At 63.2% G+C, this 23,626-nt stretch carries 20 protein-coding genes and 1 tRNA gene; 13 read left to right on the plus strand and 8 right to left on the minus strand.

Annotation, left to right across the window (positions count from 1 at the left end; all coding sequences use genetic code 11):
- Positions 1–102: 102 nt before the first annotated feature.
- On the minus strand, positions 103–3,171 hold the full coding sequence (locus GVK95_RS00895; protein ID WP_159945988.1) for a DNA translocase FtsK: 3,069 nt from the start codon (positions 3,169–3,171) through the stop codon (positions 103–105).
- Between the two features lie 255 nt (positions 3,172–3,426).
- Between GVK95_RS00895 and GVK95_RS00900 the strand changes: the two genes are divergently transcribed.
- Both GVK95_RS00900 and GVK95_RS00905 read left to right on the plus strand, forming a co-directional pair.
- Positions 3,427–3,834 carry a hypothetical protein gene (locus GVK95_RS00900; protein ID WP_159945989.1) on the plus strand — a complete coding sequence of 136 codons (408 nt, stop codon included), beginning with the start codon at positions 3,427–3,429 and terminating at the stop codon, positions 3,832–3,834.
- A gap of 86 nt (positions 3,835–3,920) precedes the next feature.
- Positions 3,921–4,526: a YigZ family protein gene (locus GVK95_RS00905; RefSeq protein WP_159947413.1), complete on the plus strand. Its 606-nt coding sequence runs from the start codon at positions 3,921–3,923 to the stop codon at positions 4,524–4,526.
- A 32-nt stretch (positions 4,527–4,558) separates the two neighbouring features.
- Here GVK95_RS00905 and GVK95_RS00910 read toward each other — a convergent pair whose 3' ends face one another.
- Complete coding sequence (locus GVK95_RS00910) at positions 4,559–5,347, minus strand: tetratricopeptide repeat protein (protein WP_244618649.1); 789 nt, start codon at positions 5,345–5,347, stop codon at positions 4,559–4,561.
- A 168-nt stretch (positions 5,348–5,515) separates the two neighbouring features.
- Between GVK95_RS00910 and GVK95_RS00915 the strand changes: the two genes are divergently transcribed.
- The 4 genes from GVK95_RS00915 (at position 5,516) to GVK95_RS00930 (ending at position 8,704) form a co-directional block, all read left to right on the plus strand.
- Positions 5,516–6,907 carry a M17 family metallopeptidase gene (locus tag GVK95_RS00915; protein WP_159945991.1) on the plus strand — a complete coding sequence of 464 codons (1,392 nt, stop codon included), beginning with the start codon at positions 5,516–5,518 and terminating at the stop codon, positions 6,905–6,907.
- 78 nt (positions 6,908–6,985) lie between these two features.
- Positions 6,986–7,348, plus strand: a complete 363-nt coding sequence (locus GVK95_RS00920) for a MarR family winged helix-turn-helix transcriptional regulator (RefSeq protein WP_159945992.1) — start codon at positions 6,986–6,988, stop codon at positions 7,346–7,348.
- Between the two features lie 31 nt (positions 7,349–7,379).
- Entirely contained in the window at positions 7,380–8,237 is an 858-nt protein-coding gene (locus GVK95_RS00925; protein WP_159945993.1) for an NlpC/P60 family protein, read from the plus strand.
- Positions 8,238–8,365: 128 nt separating this feature from the next.
- On the plus strand, positions 8,366–8,704 hold the full coding sequence (locus GVK95_RS00930; protein WP_244618621.1) for a hypothetical protein: 339 nt from the start codon (positions 8,366–8,368) through the stop codon (positions 8,702–8,704).
- Between the two features lie 14 nt (positions 8,705–8,718).
- On the opposite strand, the gene GVK95_RS00935 is transcribed toward GVK95_RS00930, so the two are convergent.
- Together GVK95_RS00935 and GVK95_RS00940 are read right to left on the minus strand one after the other, a co-directional pair.
- Positions 8,719–8,934, minus strand: a complete 216-nt coding sequence (locus GVK95_RS00935; RefSeq protein WP_159945995.1) for a hypothetical protein — start codon at positions 8,932–8,934, stop codon at positions 8,719–8,721.
- Positions 8,935–9,104: 170 nt separating this feature from the next.
- Positions 9,105–9,191, minus strand: a tRNA-Leu gene (locus tag GVK95_RS00940).
- 265 nt (positions 9,192–9,456) lie between these two features.
- Here GVK95_RS00940 and GVK95_RS00945 point away from each other — a divergent pair.
- Positions 9,457–9,963 carry a BA14K family protein gene (locus tag GVK95_RS00945; protein ID WP_159945996.1) on the plus strand — a complete coding sequence of 169 codons (507 nt, stop codon included), beginning with the start codon at positions 9,457–9,459 and terminating at the stop codon, positions 9,961–9,963.
- Positions 9,964–10,028: 65 nt separating this feature from the next.
- Here GVK95_RS00945 and GVK95_RS00950 read toward each other — a convergent pair whose 3' ends face one another.
- Positions 10,029–10,352, minus strand: a complete 324-nt coding sequence (locus GVK95_RS00950; RefSeq protein WP_159945997.1) for a SelT/SelW/SelH family protein — start codon at positions 10,350–10,352, stop codon at positions 10,029–10,031.
- Between the two features lie 122 nt (positions 10,353–10,474).
- On the opposite strand from GVK95_RS00950, the gene GVK95_RS00955 reads away from it, so the two are divergent.
- The 4 genes from GVK95_RS00955 (at position 10,475) to GVK95_RS00970 (ending at position 14,888) form a co-directional block, all read left to right on the plus strand.
- Positions 10,475–10,918: a DoxX family protein gene (locus GVK95_RS00955; RefSeq protein WP_159945998.1), complete on the plus strand. Its 444-nt coding sequence runs from the start codon at positions 10,475–10,477 to the stop codon at positions 10,916–10,918.
- Between the two features lie 113 nt (positions 10,919–11,031).
- Positions 11,032–11,733, plus strand: a complete 702-nt coding sequence (locus tag GVK95_RS00960) for a type 1 glutamine amidotransferase (RefSeq protein ID WP_159945999.1) — start codon at positions 11,032–11,034, stop codon at positions 11,731–11,733.
- A gap of 170 nt (positions 11,734–11,903) precedes the next feature.
- Positions 11,904–13,220, plus strand: coding sequence for a vanadium-dependent haloperoxidase (locus GVK95_RS00965; protein WP_159946000.1), 1,317 nt, complete (start codon positions 11,904–11,906; stop codon positions 13,218–13,220).
- 51 nt (positions 13,221–13,271) lie between these two features.
- Positions 13,272–14,888 (plus strand): CRTAC1 family protein, encoded by a 1,617-nt coding sequence (locus GVK95_RS00970; RefSeq protein ID WP_244618650.1) that lies wholly within the window; start codon positions 13,272–13,274, stop codon positions 14,886–14,888.
- A 1,033-nt stretch (positions 14,889–15,921) separates the two neighbouring features.
- Here GVK95_RS00970 and GVK95_RS00975 read toward each other — a convergent pair.
- From GVK95_RS00975 to GVK95_RS00985, 3 genes are all read right to left on the minus strand, one after another.
- Positions 15,922–17,745: an alpha/beta fold hydrolase gene (locus GVK95_RS00975; protein WP_159946002.1), complete on the minus strand. Its 1,824-nt coding sequence runs from the start codon at positions 17,743–17,745 to the stop codon at positions 15,922–15,924.
- A 183-nt stretch (positions 17,746–17,928) separates the two neighbouring features.
- Entirely contained in the window at positions 17,929–19,359 is a 1,431-nt protein-coding gene (locus GVK95_RS00980; RefSeq protein WP_159946003.1) for an oligosaccharide flippase family protein, read from the minus strand.
- Positions 19,359–20,438, minus strand: a complete 1,080-nt coding sequence (locus GVK95_RS00985; RefSeq protein WP_159946004.1) for an endo-1,4-beta-xylanase — start codon at positions 20,436–20,438, stop codon at positions 19,359–19,361. The genes GVK95_RS00980 and GVK95_RS00985 overlap by 1 nt, the downstream gene beginning before the upstream one ends.
- A 138-nt stretch (positions 20,439–20,576) precedes the next feature.
- On the opposite strand from GVK95_RS00985, the gene GVK95_RS00990 reads away from it, so the two are divergent.
- Both GVK95_RS00990 and GVK95_RS00995 read left to right on the plus strand, forming a co-directional pair.
- A complete protein-coding gene (locus tag GVK95_RS00990; protein WP_244618622.1) occupies positions 20,577–22,217 on the plus strand; it encodes a GumC family protein in 1,641 nt (546 codons plus the stop codon).
- The gene (locus GVK95_RS00995) at positions 22,210–23,583 is read left to right on the plus strand and encodes an O-antigen ligase (protein ID WP_159946005.1); all 1,374 of its coding nucleotides are present in this window, start codon (positions 22,210–22,212) and stop codon (positions 23,581–23,583) included. The genes GVK95_RS00990 and GVK95_RS00995 overlap by 8 nt, the downstream gene beginning before the upstream one ends.
- Positions 23,584–23,626: the final 43 nt, after the last annotated feature.

Raw genomic sequence — 23,626 nt, forward strand, 5'->3', positions numbered from 1 at the left:
CGCCTTCCCGATCGGGAGGCGCCATTTTTTTGGCTTGTGGCCGGTAGAAACCAGAGTTCGCCAGCTCGGCGATCAGTCGCATCTCAAACCGCGATTGCCCGTTCAGCCTTCGCTGTCGCTGTCCGGCAGCGGGCTGATCTCCCGACCACCGGCGATGATCGAGCGTTTGCCGACATGGTTGGCCGGGCCCACCAGACCTTCCTGCTCCATGCGCTCGACCAGCGAGGCCGCCTTGTTGTAGCCGATCGACAACCGGCGCTGGATATAGGATGTCGAGCACTTCTTGTCGCGCAGCACGACCTTCACCGCCTTGTCGTAGAGATCGCTGGCATCCTCTTCGCCCATGGCCGACTTGTCGAACACGGCGCTGTCATCTTCCGCCGTCTCGTCCATCTCATCGGCATCTTCGGTTACCGTGCCGAGATATTCCGGCCGGCCTTGCTTCTTCAGATGCGCCACGACCTTTTCGACTTCTTCATCGGACACGAAAGGCCCATGCACGCGGGCAATACGCCCGCCGCCGACCATGTGCAGCATGTCGCCCTGGCCGAGCAGGTGTTCGGCACCCGGCTCGCCGAGAATGGTGCGGCTGTCGATCTTCGACGTCACCTGGAAGGAAACGCGGGTTGGGAAGTTCGCCTTGATCGTGCCGGTGATCACATCGACGGAAGGACGCTGCGTCGCCATGATCAGGTGGATGCCGGCCGCACGCGCCATCTGCGCCAGCCGCTGGATCGCGCCTTCGATCTCCTTGCCCGCGACCATCATCAGGTCGGCCATCTCGTCGACGATGACGACGATGTAGGGCATCGCCGCGAGGTCCATCTCTTCCTGTTCGTAGATCGGCTCGCCGGTCGAACGATCAAAGCCGGTCTGCACGCTGCAGAGGATCGTCTCGCCCTTGCTGCGGGCAGTCGCGGCACGGGAATTGTAGCCGTCGATATTGCGCACGCCGAGGCGGCTCATCTTCCGGTAACGGTCCTCCATCTCGCGCACGGCCCATTTCAGCGCCATCACCGCCTTCTTCGGGTCGGTCACGACCGGCGTCAGCAGATGCGGAATGCCGTCATAGACCGAAAGCTCAAGCATTTTCGGATCGACCATGATCAGCCGGCATTCTTCCGGCCGCAGCCGGTAGAGCAGCGACAGGATCATCGTGTTGATCGCCACCGACTTGCCGGACCCGGTCGTCCCCGCGACCAGCAGATGTGGCATCTTGGCCAGTTCGGCAATCACCGGTTCCCCGCCGATGGTCTTGCCCAGGCAGACCGGCAGCTTGAAGCGCGTCTCGGCATAATCCGCCGTTTCGATCAGTTCGCGCAGATAGACCGTTTCGCGCACCGGGTTCGGCAGTTCGATGCCGATGACATTGCGGCCGGGCACCACGGCGACGCGGGCCGAAAGCGCCGACATCGAGCGGGCGATATCGTCGGACAGACCAATGACGCGCGACGATTTGACCCCCGGTGCCGGCTCGAATTCATAGAGCGTGACGACCGGACCCGGCCGCACATCGATCACTTCGCCCTTGATGCCGAAATCTTCAAGAACGTTTTCCAACAGGCCCGCACTCTGCTCCAGCGCTTCCGGGCTCATCGCCGGCGCATCAAGAACCTGCGCTTCCTGCAACAGGTCGATCGGCGGCAGTTCATATTCACCCTCGGCCAGCGCCGGCTGTTCGCGAAAAAGCGGCTGGCGTGCCTTCAGCGCCTGGGCGATCGGCAGCGAACTGCTGAATGGCTGAGGTGCCGGCGAAGGCTGGGATTGCACGGACGCGATCGCCTCACTCCCGGCCGACGCGGCGATGCCCATGGCGGCGGCGTCTTCCGACACCATCGACATGCGGGCTTCCACCTGGCGGTAGAGCGCAATCACCGAGCCATCCGGCGCGTCGAACACCGGCTTGATCGTGGAAACACGCGGCGGCTGAACAAAGACATCCGGGCGATACCGCACCACCTCGGCCCGCGCCGCGATACGCGAGCGCACCGGTTGCTGCGCCGGGATGGCGGTGGGAAGCGCCGTCCGTGCAGCACTCACACCCCGGTTTGCAGGAGGGGCAGGGATAGGGCCACGGTGGGGGGCAGCGGCTCTTGCAGCAGGACCGACCGGCAGGCTCGCCACCGTCTCGGTCGGCGCATCGCCGACATCGATCATCGCTTCGAAGAAGATATGGTCCGACAGCAATGCGCTCAGGTCCAGCGGTGCCCGACCCGGGGCCACGGCCGGCTGTGCCTGCGCCGGAATGGCCGGAACCTGTGCCGCCGGAGCCAGGCTCGCCGACCCATGCGATGCCTGAACCGCATTCGCGGTCACAGCTTTTGTCTGCGTCGCAGGGACGGGGCCAGAAGCAGAGGCAGGCGCAGGGGCTGGGGCGGCCACTGTTTGCTGAGGCTGTTGCTGTTGTTGCTGAGCTTGAATCGGACCGCGCAGGAAGGCGTTGCGCACCATAGTCGGCTGCTCCACGCGCGGTTCGCTCGGTGCCGAAGCGGTGATCCGTGTGGGCATCATCGCACGCGGTGCCGGGGCAACGCTTGCCTGCATTGCCCGAGTCGCCTGCATTGCCGTTGCCGGCGCGGCGACTGGCACCGGACTATGGGCCGGCGTCGCGATCATCGGCATGTCCCGCCCATGCGCGGCAGCCCAGGCTGCCTGTTCCGCCTGCTGGCGGGCCAGTTCGCGGCGCAGCTTGTAGGTCAGAGCCCGCGCGCCGACAGCATCCGGTGGCTGCGGCAGGGTGACCGATGCCGGTGCGCGCGGTGCCTCGACGGCCGGTTTTGCCAAAGGCGCGGTCACGGAACCCGGCGCCACAGCCGATGCCACCACCGGCTCGACGGTTTCGGGCTCGCTGCGCTGCCCTGGGGCATGACCCGTGGTCTGGCCGGAGTTCTGGTTTGGCGTCTTGTCCGGCGTGCGGGTAAAGCGCACGTTCGGCCCCAGCACAAAGGCGGTCTGCCAGGCGGGCATCTCGCTGTGGCCTTCGATCTGGCTGGCCGCCAGCTGGTCGGTCCCTGCGCGCGGCAGGCCCGGCGAAGTTTGACCCGGCGAAGTTTGGCCCGGCGAAGTTTGACCCTGCGCAGAGAGACCCGGCGCGGCAGGCGTCTGCGTAGTCGTCGGCTTTTCCCCTAAGGTATTGACAGAAAACACGGAATTTTGACGGGGAGGATGCATGGAAAACCTGATCGCTGACGAGAAACGGGAGAGCTGGCAAGCACTCCATCAGTAGAAAATAAAGGTTAACGACTGCTTGCTCTGCAGCGTGTTTTGCTAATATTCCGACGCCGCGAACGCGCTGTCCCCCGGCAGGATCTGCCTGTTGTCGCAGGACAATTCGGCCCTTCGTCAAAGCCTCCCATCGGCAATGATTTTTTCTCGCGCTCCGCCGCCGGGCGAGGTAAGGACCGGGGATCGAAGAGAAGGCCGGTCATGTCGAAAAAGCCCAAGCGCAATCATCTGAAGAAGCTGATCAAGGCCTGGGCCCAGGCCACGACGGAAGACCGCGAGGCTTTCCTCGACTTCGTCGCGGCCGAAACCCGGGCCAACGGCATCGCGCATCCGCTGGTCGCCGTGCATGACGCGGCACCCGTACCGGCGCCCAATCTGCCGCAGCCGTTGATCGCCAATGGCCGCTACCTGCTTCCGGCCACCATCGAGCGTATCGAAAAGGTCATGCGCGCCAGACGCCTGACGCCCCGGGCCGTCATGGCCGAGATGGGCTTTCCCGCCGACGACCATGCGCTCGCCAGGGCGCTCGCGATGAAGGCGAGCCTCAGGCTCTCGGTGATTGCCGCCCTCGGCCCGTGGCTGTACAGCAATCGAGCGCATATCCGCTGACGCCGGTTTCCGCTGGAACCGGGGCAAGTGCCCCTGTACCGTTGCACGACGTTTCAATCCGCCAGATCCAGAGCCTGTTCATCGCCATGCGTTTTTCTCTGCTTCAGCCCGTCGAATTTTCCCAGGACGTGAAGAAGAGCCGCTTTGTCGCGCATGCCGCCCCGATCGCCAGCGAGGACGAGGCCAAGTCCTTTCTCGCGGCCCACCGCGATGAGACGGCAAACCACAATTGCTGGGCCTGGCGCCTCGGCCAGTCCTACCGGTTTTCCGATGACGGCGAGCCTTCCGGCACCGCCGGCAAGCCGATCCTCCAGGCGATCGACGGACAGGATCTCGATGGCGTCGCTGTTGTCGTCACCCGCTGGTTCGGCGGCATTCTGCTCGGCAGTGGCGGATTGATGCGTGCCTATGGTGGGTCGGCGGCAGCCGCCTTGCGCCTTGGCGAAAAGGTCGAGATCATCCCGATGCTGATGGGTGAGGTGGTTGCCGGCTTTGCCGATCTGGCGCTGGTCAAGGCAAGGCTTCTGGCCTTGTCGCATGTTTCACTGGTCGAGACGTTTGAAGCGCAGGGCGCCACGCTCGCCGTCACCCTGCGCGCCGGCGATGAGGATCAGGTGGCGCGACTGGTGCAGGATCTGACCAGTGGCCGCTCGCGCCTCGTCCTGCCGGATGAAGACGGTTCAGCGCAATAGACTGGCGACGACACTGTGTTGCCGGTAGTGGCTCAGCCGCTTTTCTTCGGCTTGCCGTCGGCGGCAAGCTGCTTCCAGGAATTCTGTTGCGTCAGCATGCCGCGCAGATATTCCAGATTGGCCGCCGCCTGCTGCGGGTCGAGTTCGCGCGAAGCGATCTGCTCGGCCTCCTGGAACCGCCCCTGCAGGCCGACCACCAGCGCCAGGTTCTGCCGCACGCGGCTGTCGGCCGTCGGCTGCTGCGATGCCTGGTTGAGATAGGTCTCTGCGGTCTTCAGGTCGCCGGAAAGCACATAGGACATACCGAGATTGGACAGCACGCTCGGTTCGCCCGGCTGGATGTCGAGCGCCATCCGGTAGCGTCCGCGGGCATCGGCCGAACGACCGAGTTGGTCGAGCACGGCGCCTTCGGCCGAATAGAGCTTCCAGTCGGGACGGTCCGGTGTCTGGGCGCGGGCGATCGTGCCGAGCGCTTTTTCCAGCTGCCCGGCTGCGGCCTGCGCCTTGCCGAGCGAAGCCAGCACTTCGCGGTCATTGGCATGGGCAATCGCCACCTGCTGCATGACGGCCAGCGCCTGCGCGTTGCGGCCCGACATCATCAGCACATTGGCATAGCTGAGGCCGGTATTGCGGTCCTTCGGATTGGCCTCATAGGCCTTGCCGATCGTCTCGGATGCCCGCGCCAGTTCCGGCCCGGTCATCGAATCGACGGGTTTCGCCAATTTCGGAATGGAGCCGGTGATCAGCGGTTTTTCCCGGCCCGCGCAGCCGCTCAGTGTCAGCGCTGCGATGACAAGACCGATTCCGCCGAGGGTGTGCATGCGGCGGCGCGAGGAAATATGCCGGTTGGCCATGATTGCTATCCCGAAAGTCTGGTTTTCTGCGTCATCTGCCTCAAGAGCGTGACGTAACCTCCACTCAAGCAATAATCTGTTAACCCTAACGGAGTGTTAATTCGCTCGACGCCGATTCTCTTGAAAGCAGCAGCCATGGCCCCCTTCCAGTACATAGAACGCCCGACTCACTTCAGCACCAAGGGCGGCAAGACGCTGCCGATCTTCGCGGTCACGCCGGCCCATGTCGAGACCGGCACGCTTGAGCCGCTCGCCCTCGACTGGGCGAAGAAGGCCGGTTTCAAGGCCGAGGCAGGTGCCCTGCTGCTGATCCCGACGGAAGAGGGCCATCTCGGTGGTGCGCTCTTCGGTCTGGGCGCCAATCCGTCCGAAAGCCCGTTTCTCACCGGCAAGCTCGCCCGCACGCTGCCTGCCGGCGAATGGCACATTGAAACAGCACCGCTGACCGCCAACCGTCTGCTGCTCGGCTATGGTCTCGGCGCCTACAGCTTCGATCGCTATCGCTCCGAGCGCCCGACCGAGCCGAAGCTGCTCATCCCCCAGGACGCCGATGCCGCCGACATCAAGCGCCAGTTGGCCGGCGTCTATCTCGCCCGCGACCTGATCAATACGCCCGCCAACGACATGAGCCCGGCCGATATCGAAGCTGCTGTCCGCCGTCTCGCCGAGCACTACAAGGCTGAGGTCACGGTTACCACCGGCGACGAACTTCTGGAGAAGAACTTCCCGCTGATCCATGCGGTCGGCCGCGCCTCGACGGTCGCGCCGCGCCTGATCGAGATGCGCTGGGGCAAGAAGGGTCATCGCAAGCTGACCCTGGTCGGCAAGGGCGTCAGCTTCGACACCGGCGGCCTCGACATCAAGCCGTCTTCCTCGATGCTGCTGATGAAGAAGGACATGGGTGGTGCCGCCAACGTTCTCGGCCTTGCCCTGATGATCATGGACGCCAAGCTGAAGATCGACCTGACGGTGATCATTCCGTCGGTCGAGAATTCCATCGCCGGCAATGCCTTCCGTCCGGGCGACGTCTATAAGAGCCGCAAGGGCCTGACCGTGCAGATCGACAACACAGATGCGGAAGGCCGCCTGATTCTTGCCGACGCGCTGGCCTATGCCGATGCCGAAAATCCCGATCTGCTCATCGATATGGCAACGCTGACCGGTGCCGCCCGTGTCGCACTCGGCCCGGATCTGCCGCCTTTCTTCACCGATGACGAAGACCTCGCCGACGATCTCGCCGATGCCAGCCTCGAGGTCGATGATCCCCTGTGGCGCCTGCCGCTGCACAAGGGCTACGAGCGCATGCTCAAGGCCCAGATCGCCGATCTGACCAATGCACCGGCCGGCGGCATGGCCGGCGCGATCACCGCGGCCCTCTTCCTCAAGCGCTTCGTTTCAAAGGAGCGCACCTGGCTGCATCTCGATATATTCGGCTGGTCGCAGAGCGAACGTCCGCATTCGCCGGTCGGCGGCGAGGCGCAGGGCATCCGCGCACTGTATCGTTATCTGCAGACCGGCTGGAAATAGCCGCACCGTTGCGGGCCTCTTGCATCGGCAGCCTGTTTGCCGGAAAGATGCCCGCAATGACCATTTCGGAACCCGGCCATGAGCCTTGAACTGACCGCAACCCAGGCGCTTGGCCTCTGGCACCGGGTAACACTGCAGCAGGTCCGCGCGGACGGGCCGGATCTGACCATGCGCCAACTGGCCATCCTGCTCGAGATCTATCTCGTTCCGCCGCCGCATACCGTGCGCGGACTTGCGGCAACCCTCGACGTGACCAAGCCGGTCGTTACCCGGGCGCTGGACACACTGGGCGAAATGGGACTGGTCGATCGCGTCCGCGACGAACTTGACCGGCGCAGCGTGGTGGTCAAGCGCACCGTTGGCGGCGCGTTGTTTCTGGAAAAATTCGGCGACCGGGTCATTGCCCAGGCTCGGTCCCTTGGGACCCGCGCACCCGAGTGATGGGCAATAAACATATTGATGGACAACTGACATGATGCTCGACCGCCGGCTCAACGCCTACCGACCCGATCTTGCCGAATCAGCCTTGCAGGGCAAAGTGGAAGCTGTGCGGTTCACCGATGGCGAACCCGCCATGGTCGGTCAGCCGGTCGTCGACCTGCGCCCACGGCCTGATCTGGGCTCCGGTATCGACACCCAGCTCCTGCTCGGCGAAACGGTTCGCGTTCTGGATCGCGCCGACGGTTGGGCCTGGATCAAGGCCGATGCCGATGGTTATGTCGGTTATCTGCCGGAGGTAAGCATTGGCCGTGTGACGGCCCCGACCCATGTTGTGCTCACCCCGCGCACCTTCGTCTATTCCGGTCAAGATCTCCGATTTCCGGTGAAGGCCGCGCTGTCCATGGGCAGCACTATCACTGCGGTTGGTGAAGCCGAGACGCGCGGCACGCGCTATCTGCTGCTCGCCGATGGAGGTGCCCTTGTCGCCAATCACTGCGGCCCGGTCGGCATACCTGTCGCAACCGACTACGTCGCCGTGGTCGCCCGTTTTATCGAGACCCCTTATCTCTGGGGTGGAAAGTCCGGCTTCGGCATCGATTGCTCGGGTCTCGTGCAACTGGCCCTGCGCATGACCGGCCGAGCTGCCCCGCGTGACAGCGACATGCAGGCATCAGGCCTCGGCGAGCCGATTGGCCGCGAACAACTCCAGCGCGGCGATCTCGTCTTCTGGAAGGGTCATGTGGCGGTCATGGAGGATGCCCAGATGATGATCCACGCCAATGGCCATACCATGACGGTGGCGCGCGAGGGTCTGGACGACGCCATCGAGCGCATCGGCTGGTTGTATGACGCACCGACAGGTTATCGCCGCCCCATCGCTGAAACGTGATGCGGCGCACTCTTGGTGCGGGATGGCCGATTTCTTATATCGGAATCATGAAGCCCGCATCGGAACCATTCCCCATGATCCAGTCGAATTCAGCCCTCCCGGTCCCACGCCGCATCGCGGCTGCGAGAATGGCAAGGTTTGCGAGCGCACTTGGGTTGATTTTGTTGACGCTCTCGCCGGCTGCATCCTTTGCCGCCGGCAGCGGCGTCGAATGGCAGAAGGCCGGCCAGGACGCATTCACCAACCTGCCGGGGGTCAAGCCGCAGGACCCGCAACTGTTTGGCGATGGCTACAGATGCGAGACCTTCACCGCTGCGCCAAGGCGCATCGATGCGCGCGAGCTTCGAAACAGCCTGCCGCGAACCATCTATCGCTGCGAAAAGAACGGCATCATCTATCAGGGCACCCAGCCGCCGACCTCTGGCCGCGGCTGGTATCCGGGGGTCAATCCGCGCAATCTGGATTGAGTGCAGCCGCCTAGTTATTCGTCTTCGCCGATCAGGCCGTCGAATACTTCGAGCAGCGCTTCGCTGATCGCGGCACCGAGCGCATGGCCCGCGTCGCGGATCGCGTCTTCGTTCATGTCACGGGAGGCAAGCGCCAGTGCCGAGCCTTCCTGGCTGACGATTTCCTTCGCCCGTTCGATCGCCCAGAGGGCAAAATCGCTGCGCGATTCGATAGCGACTGTTTCATCCATTGCGGGTTTCCTCTCAGGATTGGCAAGCCTTGTTGGCCAGCGTGCTCATGCTATTGCGCGGCGGTTGCCGGTGCGGCTTGAGACTGGAATAAAGCCATAAAAAAAGCCCGGCGAACCGGGCTTTTTTAGGTTCATATCCAAAGGCCAAAGCCTTGGTATGAATAGGAATTTGGTGCCCAGAAGAGGACTCGAACCTCCACACCCTTTCGAGTACCAGCACCTGAAGCTGGCGCGTCTACCAATTCCGCCATCTGGGCGACGAGGAGCCATGTAAAGCGACAGACTCCCCCTGTCAATCGGCTTTTTGAAGTTTTCATGTCGAAGCCGCATATACATTCTTCATCAGGTTGGCCGCATCGCGTTTTAAGCCCGGTTTTGCTGACCTTTCAGACACATGCTCGCGGCGAACCTGTTAACAACGCCGTGAAAAAGCCGTGATCGAAACGCTGACTATTCGTCAGGCTGCCGTCCGTTTGCGTCGGGCAGGGCAGCAAATTGATGTCGAAGACAGGAAAATCGACGATGAGAAAGAGAACCGCAATTCTGGCGCTGGCGATGATCGCGGTCGAGAGCCTGGCCGCGGTGGCCCAGGCCGCCACGATCATGCCCGCTTCGCCCGTCTCGCGCGCCCAGCCTGCTGATGCACGGACGTCAACCGATATCCAGACAGTGGACATGGTCTGCGACTTCAACGGTTGTTACGAAACCTGGGATCGCCCGCCGCCGGGCTATCGCCGCCCGCCACCGCCGCCGCCGGGTTATGGAAGGCCTCCGGTCTATGTCGAGCCGGGTTATGGCCGTCCACCACCGCCGCCACCGGGTTATGGCCGCCCTCCGATCTACGGTCGTCCTCCGGTTTATGTTCAGCCAGGTTATCGCCCGCCGCCGCCGGTCTATGCGAGGCCAGGCCGCAGCTGGGACCGCCATATCGACTGGTGCCTTGACCGGTATCGCTCCTACAATCCGAGGACGAACCAGTTTCTGTCGTCCTCGGGCTACTTCAAGACCTGTCGCTCGCCCTTCGGCTGAGCCACGTTCGACACAGGCAAGAATGCAGAAAAGGCGGTCTTCGGGCCGCCTTTTCTGATGATTGCTCAGGTGTCGAGACCGCTGTTGCGCTCCGGGTCGATCCGGTCGACATGGCCGAGATCGCGTTCCGGGTCGATTGCGTCGCGCACCCGCTGTTTCAGCTCTTTCGGTCCGGGAAAGCCGCCATCGCGCTTGCGCTCCCATAGCAGTTCCCCGTTCAGCCGGATCTCGAAAATACCGCCGGTACCGGGGATCAGCGCCACCTCGCCGAGATCGGCCGCAAACGTCTGCAACAGTTCCTGCGCCATCCAGCCGCTGCGCAGCAGCCAGTTGCACTGGGTGCAGTAGGTGATCGAGATCCTCGGTCTGTCCTTCGTCTCAGCTGTCATCTTTTGTCCCCGACATCACGGATAAGTTAACTGGATCACTCTTCTTTTGATCTGCGGCCAATTGCCACTCTGGCATTGTTCCGCCAAGAGGCAATCGATCATTTTTTACAAGGAGTTCATCGATGTCTTCCACCGAAACCGACCGCCTCATCGTCCCGGCAGTCGCGCCGCTTTATCGCTCGACACACGAGATCGTCGAAACCGTTCTGCGCGTCGTCGCCGGCGTCTGCCTCGCCATCCATGGCAGCGGCAAGATCGCCGATCCTTTCGGCGCCGTCCAGATGGTCGAAGGTCTCGGCTTCTATCCCGGCGTCTTCTGGTCTCCACTGCTGGCCGCCAGCGAATTTTTCGGCGGTATCCTGCTTGCGCTTGGCCTCTTCACCCGTGTGGCAGCCCTCGCGACCACCATCATCCTCCTGGTTACCGTCTATTTCCACTGGGTCACCATGAGCCAGGGTTTCTCGGGCGCCGAAAAGTCGATCATCTGGGCGGCCATCACGCTGTTTTTCGCCAGCCGTGGCGGCAATGCCCATTCCATCGACGCCCGCCTGAAAAAGACTTTCTGAGCGCTGAAAGCACGTCGATCGAGAAAGCGGGGCGCGGCGTGGGTCGCGCCCTTGCGGCGAAACATCTGCCATGCTTTCGTGGCCGCTCCTGATGATTCACAGCAACGGATCCCATGCGCGTCGCCATCGTTGAAAACATGAAGGTCTCCTATCCCGGTCAGGTCGGTCATGCGCTGGCCGACGCCGGTGCGGAGATCACGGTCATCCCCGCCTATGCCGGCGCTCCGCTGCCGACGATTGATGACTACGAGGCGCTGGTGGTGCTCGGCGGCGAGCAGAACGCCCGCGATGACCGGAAACATCCCTATCTGGCGGATCTTTCTACCCTGATGCGTGCCTATGGCGACGCCGGCAAGGCCGTGCTCGGCATCTGTCTCGGCAGCCAGTTGCTCGCCCGTGCCTATGGCAGCGACAACCTGATCGGGGCCGCGCCGGAATTTGGCTGGCGCGTGATCGAAAAGACCGACCACGGCAAGGCCGATCCGGTCTTCGCCGCGCTCTCCGACAGTTTCCTGTCGTTCCAGTGGCACGACGATACGTTCACCTTGCCGGCAGGCGCCGTGCATCTCGCCGAAAACACCAGCGCACGCCACCAGGCATTTCGCCTCGGTCGCGCGGCCTATGGCTTCCAGTTCCATTTCGAGGCCGACCGCCAGGTCGTGTCCGACTGGAAATCGGCCTTTCCTGATGTCATCGAGCGCAAGGAGCCGGGCTGGCTGGAGCGCCATCCCGCCCTGGCCGAAACCCAGGGCATCGCCTCGGACGAGGCCGGTCTCGCCATTGCCCGCGCCTGGGTCGCCCAGATCCGATCCTGATCTGACGCCAGCTGCTTTCACCACCCTGCGGCGGCAGGACACATCTGGTCGCACCACTCTTGTGGCTCGTCTCTTGCGAGTTGGCCGGCCCCATGCTTTATCCTCTCTGAACAAGACCTTGGGACCCCGGTTTCGGGAGGGTCGGCATTCAAAACCTCGGGGAGGGGGCAATGAACGCAATCTGGCGGCGCATCGGCGCAATCGGCTTGATTATCTTTTCCGTCTGGTCTGCGCCGCTGGCTGCCGCCGAGCGGCCCGGTGCCGATGCGGTGATCCATGACTGGTATCGCCTGGTGCTCGAGCTGGTGCGCCACACGGCGACCTATTCGCCGCCCGTCGCCAGCCGCGCCTTCGCCTATCTCGGCATCATTGCCCATGAAGCGACCGCATCGGGCGATCCCGCGCGGCGTTCGCTGGCCGGCCAGTTGAACGGGCTTTCGCCGCTTGACGGCCGTGATCCCGCAAAGACCTATGACGAGGCGGTGGTGATCAACGCGGCGCTGGCCGATGCGGTCGGCCAACTGTTTTCCAACACCGGCCCGACCGGCCAGCGTGTGCTGTCGCGCATGCAGGCGAAGATGGCGGCACGGGTGGCCGACGGCCTTGCGCCGGACATTGCGTCGCGCAGCGAAGATTATGGTCGCGGCGTCGTCGCCCATGTTTTGGACTGGTCGAAGGACGATGGCGGCGCCACGGTCGAGAACATGGGCTTTCCGGTCGAGTTCGCGCTCAACAAGGGGCCTGGCAACTGGGTGCCGACGAGCCTGGTCAACCAGCAGCAGAAACCGCTCCTGCCCAAATGGGGCGACAACCGGCCTTTCGCCATGCCTGAGGGCAAGAGCTGTGGCCTGCCGCCGCCGCCCGCCTATAGCGAAGACAAGGGCTCCGCCTTCTACACCGAAGCCCTCGAAGTGCATGACGTGGTCAAGTCGATCACGCCGGAACAGCGGGCGGTTGCCCGCTTCTGGTCCGATGATCCGATGCTCTCGCCAACCCCACCCGGTCACTGGATCTCGATCGCCCTGCATGTGCTCGACGAGCGCAAGGCACCTGCCGCCGACCGCGCCGACCTGCTTGCCCGCCTCGGCGTGACGCTTGCCGACGCCTTCATCGGCTGCTGGAACAGCAAGTTCGAATACGACCTGCTGCGGCCGATCACCTATATCAAGCGTGTCATCGATCCGAAATGGGAGGCGCTGCTGATCACGCCGCCGTTTCCGGAATATCCGAGCGGCCACTCCACCCAGTCGGGTGCGGCTGCCGCGGTGCTGACCGCCTTCTTCGGCGACGATGTCGCCTTTGTCGATTCGACCCATGAAAAGGACGGCCTGCCAAACCGCAGTTTCCCGAATTTCTGGGCAGCTGCCGAAGAGGCCGGCATTTCGCGCCTCTATGGCGGCATCCATTTCCGCGCCGCGATCGAGCGCGGTCTCGATCAGGGCCGCTGCATCGGCGATCACGCCGTCGCACTCGTGACCCGCAATTGACCCGCCGTGATCCGCATTGACCCGAAAGCAAGAGGCGCGCAACAAGTGACCATGGCCCATTTTCCGTTGTCGGCGGCCGCCGCGATCCTGCTCCTGTCGGCGGGCGCGGCAAGCGCCGAAGGCAAGCAACCGCTCGCCCCGCGTTTTGTCGACGAAACCGCGAGCAGCGGCATCGACAGCACCTATCGCGGCGACTGGGAGTTCATGGTCGGCGGCGGCGTCGCGAGCTTCGATTGCAATGCCGATGGCTTTGCTGACCTGCTGCTTGCCGGCGGCGAGGCGCCGGCCAGGTTCTATCGCAACCGCAGTACAGCCGGCGGCCCGCTGTCGTTTGTCGAAGCGAAATCCGGCCTTGAACTCGACAAGGTTCTCGGCGCCTATCCGCTGGACATCGATGCCGACGGCGTCCAGGACCTCGTGCTTTTGCGCTCCGGCGAGAATGTCGCGATGCGCGGCCTCGGCGAATGTCGCTTCGAGCGCGCCAACGAGGCTTGGGGTTTTGACGGTGGCGACGCCTGGTCGACCGCCTTTTCCGCAACCTTCGAGCGCGGCGAAAATTGGCCGACCATGGCCGTCGGCAACTACATTGACCGTTTCGAGGACATCGAGCCCTGGGGTTCGTGTACCGACAACTGGCTGCAGCGACCGGCCGCAGATGCTGGCCGTCATTTTGCCCCGTCTGTGGCGTTGAAACCCTCTTTCTGCCCCTTGTCGATCCTGTTCACCGACTGGAACCGCTCCGGCACTCCTTCTCTGCGCGTCTCCAACGACCGTGAATACTACAAGGGTGGCCAGGAGCAGATGTGGCGCATCGAACCGGGCAAGGCACCGGTGCTCTACAGCCAGCAGGACGGTTGGCGCTACCTGCGCATCTGGGGCATGGGCATAGCGAGCTACGACGTCAATTTTGACCGCTATCCCGACTATTTCCTCACCAGCATGGCCGACAACAAGCTGCAGGTCCTGGCCGAAGTACCGACGGCTGGCCGGCCGAAGCCGGGTTTCGCCGATATCGCCTTTGCCCGGGGCGTGACGGCGCACCGACCCTATACCGGCGGCGAAATCCGCCCCTCGACCGCCTGGCATACCGATTTCGAGGACGTCAACAATGACGGGCTCGTCGACCTGTTCATTGCCAAGGGCAATGTCGCCAAGATGCCGGACTTTGCCGAGAAGGACCCGAACAACCTGCTGGTCCAGGGCGTGGACGGAAAGTTTGTCGAAATGGGCGATACGGCCGGCATTGCCAGCACGCGGAGCGGCAGAGGGGCCGCTCTCAGCGATTTCAACCTCGATGGCCACATCGATCTCCTCGTCGTCAACCAGGGCTCGCCGGTCGAGATCTGGCGCAACGAGACGAACGACGCGGGACACTTCCTGCAACTGGCTCTGCGCCAGGACGGGCCAAATCGCGACGCGATCGGCGCCTGGATCGAGGTCCGGCATGGCGATCGGGTGCTGACGCGCGAAGTGACCGTCGGCGGTGGCCATGCCAGCGGCAAGACCGGCTGGCACCACTTCGGCATCGGTGACAACACCGGGACGGAAATCCGCGTGTTGTGGCCTGACGGCACGGCGGGGGCGTGGCAGGCGGTGAAGGCTGACGGGTTTTATCTCGTGCAACGCGATCGGCCTGTCCGGGTCTGGACGCCGGGCGAGAGGCTGTAAGGGGGCGGGCCGGGCGTTTGCGCGGTTGGCGCTTGTGCTCGGCGATACCCCCCTCTGCCCTGCCGGGCATCTCCCCCACAAGGAGGGAGATCGGCAGGTGGTTTGCCGCTCGCCCAAACGGAAATCTTGTGCAATTGAGGCCGGTACAATGAGGCACCGTTCATTATTTGCCTTTGCGCTGAGTTCACCATTCTCTCCCTCGCGCCGAGGTCTCGGCGATCTCCCCCCGTGTGGGGGAGATGTCGGCGGAGCCGACAGAGGGGGGCGAACTGGCTCTGATGGCTGACATTTGCCGGTACGGCTGTGGCGGCGCTCATGGTTCGATCCTTGATCCTCCATCCTCATCAATCAAAACCTTCAAAAATCCCATGCCAAAACACCGGTTGGATGTTCTCCTCCGGGGATAGCGTGTCAGTCTCGGACAGGGCGCCAGAAGCAACCTGTATGAATAATTTATATGGCTCCTTCCGGCGCCCCGTTCGGCGATTTTTGCCGGTTGCATGCGTCTCTCTGGCAAGGCGGCTCTGGCCGGCGAAACCAAGCGTTTCACCGTCAACCGGGCTTGGGTCCGGAACGTCTCGTTGAGACGTCCTGGCCGGGTGCCCGGGAGGTTTCAGGTTCTCGGCGGATGTGCGCACATCCCGACCTGACCCTCGCCCGGGGAGCCTTGGCATTAACGCCCCAGCTCCCGCCGTCTTTGTCACCGCACCCGTTGACCGGATCCGGCGCCTTGTTTGTGTGCCGCTGAGGCACGTCCGATGGCCGTTGGGATCGAGGTTGGCTCAAACCATCCGAGGTCTTTGCCATCCACCATCCCGCCACCGGAGGGAGACCGTTGCATCCGGCCCGGAGGGTCTGGCCAGCGACAGCCGCGCCCTCCGGCGCCGGTTCCGCTTCGCCGGGCTCGCAAGATCCGGTGTATCCGAAGGCGGAACGGGAGGAGTATGGCACGGGTGGAAAGGAGGGGGATGAAATGGGGTGTGTTTTATTGAAAAGACTGGGGGATTTGGAAAACTCATCCCCCTGAGATGGCTCAGATCGCGGGATTTACGGCCAAGTGTCGTGCGGTCGCTTCGACGATTTCGAACAGTCTTTCGCGGGCGGGAAGCGGGGTCAGGTTGTGGTCGGCATCGGCAATCATCTGGAATTCGACATTGCCATAGGCGGCAAGTTTCTCGGCTCGAGCGCCGAAATGCACGTGAAAGCGCTCCAGCCCTTCATCGCCCTCGGCATAGACGAGCACGACCTGGGTGCCGCGTGCCTCAAGCTGCAGGAATTCGCTGTGCACCCGGCTACTCAGCCGGGTGATCGGCACGGCCGCCTTGACGAAACGCGATGCGGACCTAGCGGCGCGGTCGATCAGCCGCACGCTGATGTTGCGCAACGCAGCCAGGGTGTCGACCTCGCCGGCAAGCACGCGCTTCATCGTCTCAGGCTTGAGAAGCGTCTGGGAATAGGCGGTCAGGGTGCGCGGCAGACCCTTGAAGCGCCAGAGCAGGGAATCCGGATTGACGGCAACCAGACCGTTCCAGCGCGGGTCGGTGATGGCGGCGCGCAGCGCGATATAGGCGCCGCTGCAGCGCCCGACGATCAGCGTCCTGTCCGCCAGACCCAGTGTTGCCAGGAAATCATAGGCGGCCGCGACATCGGCAAGCTGGGCGTCGTCGTAGAGGATCTGTTTGCGGCGTCCCGGGATCGGCGGGCTGTCGCCGACGCCGGCGGCATCGTAACGCAGTGAGGAAACGCCGATCGCAGCCAGCCGCCGCGCCATCTCCGCCGATGAACCGGCCCAGCCGGCCTGGTGATCGTAGGAGGTCGACAGGATGACCGCAGTCACTCCGATCGATGCTCCCACCGGCTCACACAGGGTGCCGTAGAACCGGTCGCCGTCGCCGAATCGCACCGGCGTCTCCCGGCTTTTGCTGCAAACGATCGGCCGGATCACCGGAGGCCGGGCGATGTCTCCGGCCATGCTCTGGAATTGCGGCAATGCCTCAACGAAGGACAGCACGGTCTCGATAAACGCGGCCGGCATCGTCTGCGACAGGGGGCCGGAGACAAGCTGGTCATAGCCGGTGAAATCGGCCGTCGTCAGGTGGGCGCTGGTCTTGCGCAGGATCTCGCCGAAGGCGATGTCTCCGTGATTGCCCGGGCGCTGGCCAAGAAACACCGGCAGGCCCGGATCGAGCGCGGTGCCGAGCGCAGCGGCGGCGGAAAGATCGAGGCTTTTCAGGTCGGATGCAACGGTCTCCGGCATGCGCAGGCCGGCAATGGCGCCGGGCGAGGTATCGCGAAGCTCGGCCTTGATCTGCATCGGCTCGTCGATCATCTTCGACCAGAGCGACAGTTCGCGCAGATAGTTGCGACCTTTGAGCACCGGCCCGAGCAGCATCAGACCGGCCAGATCGGTTTCCATCGGCGCGCGCAGACAGGCAAGGCTGCCGCCCAGCCCCTGGCCGAGCAGGACGATGTTGCGGGCACCGGACAGGGCCTTGAGTTCGTCAATGGCCGCACGGATGGTCGTGATCCAGCTGGCCAGACCGGACTCGAGGAGACCTGTCGCAGGGAGACTTGAATCGGGGAGACCTGAATCGGCCATACCTGAATTTGACGGACCTGCGCCGCCGTCCGGCGCGTCGAATGCATTGGCCGCGCCGGGATAGTCGAAGCGCAGGCTGGCAACCCCGAGTGCTGCGAACCGTTCGGCAAGGATCCGGTAGAATTTGCGGGTACACATTTCCTCGATGCCCCAGGGGCTGAGAAAAAGCACGGCCAGATCGCGGCCGCCGAGACCGTCGTCTGGCGCAGAGAACAGGCCGACATGCGATCCGAACACGGTGGGTTGCGCGGCAGACATGCCGTTTTTCCCCCGCCGCACGGATGTGTTTCCAGCTCCGTCCACGCTTTCTTCCTCTTGCGGACACGCCAGCGAGACGTGTCCATTTTTCCGCAGCGATTAAATGCCCAAGACCTTAACAGACCTTGTATCGCCAGGATTTATCAGCCGTTTTTCGCGCGGAGCGGCACTTGCGTGCCCGGCTTAGACGGGCAGCCGAGCTGTTCCGGAAAAGCGGTCCCTCAGCATGCGGCGGATACCGGCGACATCGAGGCAGAGTGCTGCAACCGTGTAGGTGACGGCACCCGTCAGCACCGGCACGAGCAGGTCGATCAGACCCTTGTTGGTGAAAAAGCCTTCGACGAACCATGTCGGCACGGCCATGATCACCGTCGCGATGCAGATCTTCACGGTCGGCCAGATTTCGAGCGGTAGCGGATGCGCCTTGAACGACAGGAAATAGCCGACGATCACGCCGCAGATCTCGGAAAACAGCAGCGACCATGCGGCACCCATCAGCCCCATGCGCGGCACCAGCACGAACATGCCGATGACATTGATCGTCAGGATGACCGTGCCCTGGATCGACACCAGCCGGGCCGTCTTGGCGAGCTGGAAGCTGACATGGATGAACTGGTAGGAGATCGAGCGGAACAGCCAGGCGAACACAATGACCGGTATCAGCTGCGATGCCGCCACCTCGAATTCCGGGCCGAGGATCAGGCCGGAAAAATTGGCGGCCGTCAGCGCCATGCCGACACAGGCGGGAATAAGGATGGCCAGCAGCAGTTCCAGGCTGTGCAGCAGATGCCGGTTGGTGGCCGCAGGTCCGTCCTGGGACAACAGGCGGATGGCGATCGGCACGATGGCCGAGCCGATTGCCACGCCGGGAAACAGGATGATCTGGCGGACCAGATCGGCGGCCGCGCCATAATTGCCGGCGGCATTTTCGCCAAGGAAGGAGACGATGATCAGCCGGTCGATGATCGTGTGCAGCATGAAGATGCCGCCGGATACGGTCATCGGCAGGCCGAAGCGCAGCATTTCGGTGAGAATGCCACGGTCGAAACCATGCAGAGGGCGGCGCCAGACCTTGGGCGCATAGACCAGGATGGTGACCAGGTAGGAGCCGGCGACACTGATCAGCAGGCCCTGGCCGCCGAGGTCGAACACCATGACCAGAATGCAGGACAGCGTGATCCCGAGCGCCGCGCGCAGGATCGTCGAGCGCATGTAGGATCCGGTTTCCTGGCGCGCCCGGAAGATTTCCAGCACGAATTCGAACAGGCCGACGGTATAGGCGACGAAGATCGCCGGCACCACATATTGCGCCGAGCCATCGGGCAGGAAGAGGGCGGCGATCACCATCAACGGGATTGCCAGCACGATGACGCCATAGGCAATCAGCGCCGACATGCGCACATCCGCACCACCCTCTTCGGAGGTGAAGCGCAGGACCGATGTCTTGATCCAGCCGAACAGAAGCGTCGAGATCAGGCCGGCGACGCTGATGCCCAGCACATAGATGCCGTATTCATGCGGGCTGAGGATGTGGGTGAACAAAACGACCGAGGCACCGCCGATCAGGACGGTGACGACATTGGCGATCATGTAGGACGAAATTTGACGGAGCATCAGGCAGGCACACGCGTGAAGTCTTCGATCACCTGCATCAGGGCTTTCGGACGATAGTTGACGTCGAGCGGCAGTGGCCGGTTCGGCTTGCCGTCATCACGGCTGAACCAGATCGGCACCCAGGTATAACGATCGGTGATGCCCCAGGTGAGAATGGCGCCCGGACGCTTGACGTCGCAGATGGCGCTGAGGAAATCCCGTGCGGTGGCCGCCGCGATCTGGTCGCGGTCATAGGTCGAGGCGGGCAGTTTGTTGTCGATCACGTCGAGTTCGGTGACCAGCACCTCGAGGTCCATCGCCGAAACCTCTTCGACAAAGCGCGACAGTCCGTCTTTGTCGATCTCCTGATCGCCGAGCAGATGGCCCTGGATGCCGACGGCATGCAGCGGCACGTCGCGGTCTTTCAGGTCGCGCAGCATGGTCAGAAGCGCTTCGCGCTTGGCCCGGCACTGGTCGGTCGGGTTTTCGATGGCGTAGTCGTTGATCACCAGCTGTGCATTTGGGTCCACAGCTGCTGCCGTGCGCAGCGAAAGCTCGACGAAGCGTTTGCCGAGGCGTTGCTGCCAGATCGAATCACGATACGGCGCGTCGGCGGTCGGATGGTCGGCGATCGCCTCGTTGATCACGTCCCAGCTCGGGATCCGGCCCTTGTAGCGGCCGACCACGGTCTCGATGTGGCGGACAAGTTCACCTTCCGCCTCGGCTTCGCTGGCGATCTGCTGGGTCCAGTCCGGCATGGCGCCGTACCAGGCGAGGGTATGGCCACGCATCTTCATGCCATTGGCTTCGGCGAATGCGATCAGGCGATCGGGCTGGTCGAAGACGAAATCGTCGCGTGTCGGACGCAGGTCGATCCATTTCAACCCGCCTTCGCCGACAACGATCTGGCAGTGCTCGAGGATGGCGGTCTTGTAGTCGAACTGGTCGGCGAGATAGTCGACGCGCACGGCGGCGCCAAAGGGGATGGCGGTTCCGAGCTGGCTGGCGCTGGCCGTGCCGCCGTCAAGCGCACCAAACGGCATGCTGGATGCCGCAAGGCTGGCCCCCAGGGCGCCGACCACGAACTCTCGCCTGCGCATCACGGTGCTTCCCTCGGCTACGCCCAAAATGGAACATGGTCAGTGGCGCGTGTCACAAGACGACGCAATCGCGTGTCTTTTATATCAGGAGTGACGCAGGCGCACGCATCATTCGGAAACGGCATTAATGGATACTTAATGAAAACAGGGTTTGTTAACCATGATTGCGCGCGCAAAGCCGATAGTGACTGGGTCCCGACCACCATGTATGAAGCCAACTCTCGACTGAAGAAGCCCGTGGTCAGTACACGCGGCTGGATCGACAGAGTGCATCATCGGGCCGATGCGCTGCCCGAGCCTGTGCCCGAGTCTGTGCATGTGCCGGCTTCGCATGTGCCGGCTTCGCATATGGATGAAACTGAAACGGTTGTTCCCGCTTTCGAACAGGACGGCGCCAGGGTTGCGAGAAGCGATGCGAATAGCGATGCGGAAACCTATTCAAGGCTCCAGCAGCTGTTCCAGATCGATCTCTTCCGCGTCCTGAACTGGTTGCGCGGTGGTGCGATCTGGATCGTGGCGCTGGCGATACTCGGCGCTGTCGGCGGCTATAGCGTGACGATTTTCGTCAAGCCGCGCTTTATCGCCGGCATCGACATCCTGCTCGATCCGGCCAATCTGAGAGTGGTCAGCAACGACATCTTTTCCGAAAACATGCAGCGTGACACCAAGCTGCTCGACGTCGACAGCAAGCTGCGCGTCATCACCTCGGGCAATGTGCTCGGCCGTGTGGTCAAGGACCTGAAACTCTATGACGATCCGGAATTTGCCGGCGCGTCATCGAAGGATCCGGCCAATGACGCCCTGACGACGCTCGCCAAGCGCGTTGTCGCACGCCGTGACGAACGGTCCTTCATCGTCAATGTCGCGGTCTGGTCGAACAATCCGACCAAGTCGGTCGATATCACCAATGCCGTCGTCACCAGCTTCCAGGAAGAACTGGCCAAGGCGGAATCCGAAGGAGCGGGCAGGGCGGCAAGCGCGCTGATCGCGCGCCTCGATGACCTGAAGGTCGAGGTGACCAAGGCGGAATCGAATGTTGAGCAGTTCAAGCGCGAGCGCGGCCTGCAGTCGGTGTCGGGCGAACTGACGAGCACGCTGATGTCGCAGCAGACCAATACCCAGCTGATCGAGGCGCGGGCGCGGCTGATCCAGGCCGAAACCCGCTACAACGAGCTGGTCGCCACCGATCCGCGCAACCAGATGAATGCCGCAAGCCTGCAGTCGGAAACGATGACCATGCTGCGTACCCAGTATTCGACGCTGAAGCAGCGCATGACCTCGCAGTCGGCGGTGCTTGGCCCCAATCATCCGGTGATCCTGACGCTGACGCCGCAGGTGAAGGCCCTCGAAGACCAGATCAACGCCGAGACCGGCCGCATCGTTCAGGCCGCCAAGACCGAACTCGATCAGGCGCGCACAGCGTTGAAACAGCTGAGTTCGCAAGCCAACCAGATGGCAACCTCGGTTTTCGACGACAGCGCCTCGCAGATCCAGCTGCGCGAACTCGAGCGCGAGGCCCGTGCCAAGGCCGCCGTCTACGAAGCCTTCATGGCACGTGCCGGCGAAGCCGCCCAGCGCCAGCAGATCGATGCCACCAATGTCCGCATCGTCACGCCGGCAGTCGCCCCTGCCAATCGCAGCTTCCCGCCCAGAGGCTACCTGCTGGCCGCGGCCGGCGGCATGATCGGCCTGTTCCTCGGCCTTTTCGTCGCCGTGGCGCTCGGCCTGTGGCGCGACTATCGCTATCTGAGCGAATTCGGGGACGAAGCCTATGCCTGACGGGCGTCAGAACGAAGCGGGCGCGAAGAACGGCCTGTTCTCCAGCCTGCTCTTTTTGACCATTTTCTGCTATTTCTGGATCGGTCTCGCGCCCTTTCCGGACCCGAATGCCGCAGCTTTGCTGACCGCCTATGGCAAGAGCTCGAACCTCATCAACCAGTTGATCGTCGTCAGCCTGTCCGGCATCGTTCTGGTGACGATGTTTCGCTATCGATCGGCCGGCATGCTGCTCAGGCCGCATGGTCTGCTGGCGGTGCTTCTGCTCTGGGTCTGCTTCACCGGTCTTCTGTCCGATGATCCGGCCACGGCCTTCCGCCGCATCGTCTTTGCCGTCCTGGTCTGTCTGTGCAGCAGCGCCGTGCTGCTGTTGCCGCGCAATGAACAGCAGTTCGGCAAGCTGGTCTGCGGTATCATGGTCGCGGTGATCTGCCTGTCCTATTTCGGCGTCCTTGCCCTGCCGCAGCGGGCGATCCACCAACCGACCGATGCGCTGGAGCAATTGCTGGCCGGCGACTGGCGCGGTCATTTCGGCCATAAGAACGTTGCGGCCGGGGCGATGGTCTTTGCGGTGTTTTTCGGCCTCTACCTGCGCCAGGTGCGCTCCACCGTCATCGGCCTGGCGATCGTTGCCGCGGCAGGCTTCTTCGTGTTGAAGTCCGGCGGCAAGACGTCCGCTGGCATGTTGCCGGCGGTTCTGGTGCTGGCCTGGGTGTTCGAGCATGTGCGGGCCTCGCGCTGGCTGATCCCGATTGTCGGCCTTTTGATCGTCAACACCATCCTGATGTCGGCCGCCGTTTCTCCGGCGGTCAGCGGCTTCCTGATTTCGCTCGGCGTCGATCCGACCTTCACCGACCGCAGCTCGATCTGGGAACTGGCACTGTCGGCAATCGCCGACCGGCCGTTCTTCGGCTATGGCTTCCAGTCGTTCTGGCAGACGGAAGCCCTGTTCTCGCGCGGCGAGGCCATCAGTTCATGGGCGGTAACAGCCGCCAATTCGCACAATGGCTATGTCGAGCAGCTGATCAATGGCGGCGTTCCGATGCTGGTTCTGGTGGTGGTCTGGCTTGTACTCCTGCCCATTCGCGATGCCGGCCGGGCCCTGAAGAGCGGCAAGGACGTGGCGCTGACGCGGCTGTTCATCCGCATCTGGATGTTTTCGCTGTTTTTTGCCTGCCTGGAGAGCCCGTTTTTCGGCAATACCGGACCGCTCTGGTTCACCATGCTGATCTCGGTCTTCGGGTTGAGGTTCCAGGCCTATGCCAGCCTTGTCGAGGCAAAACCGGGTGTCGCGGCAAAAGTCCGGCCCGCGCGCCCGAACTGGCCGAGGCCCCAGCGTGTGGCACAGCGTCTGGCGAATGCGCGTTAACGTCATGCTTACCTGCAGTTTGTAGGTTCCGCCGCAGGATCAG

It is taken from the genome of Rhizobium sp. 18065 (assembly GCF_902706095.1).
Taxonomy (GTDB): domain Bacteria; phylum Pseudomonadota; class Alphaproteobacteria; order Rhizobiales; family Rhizobiaceae; genus Allorhizobium.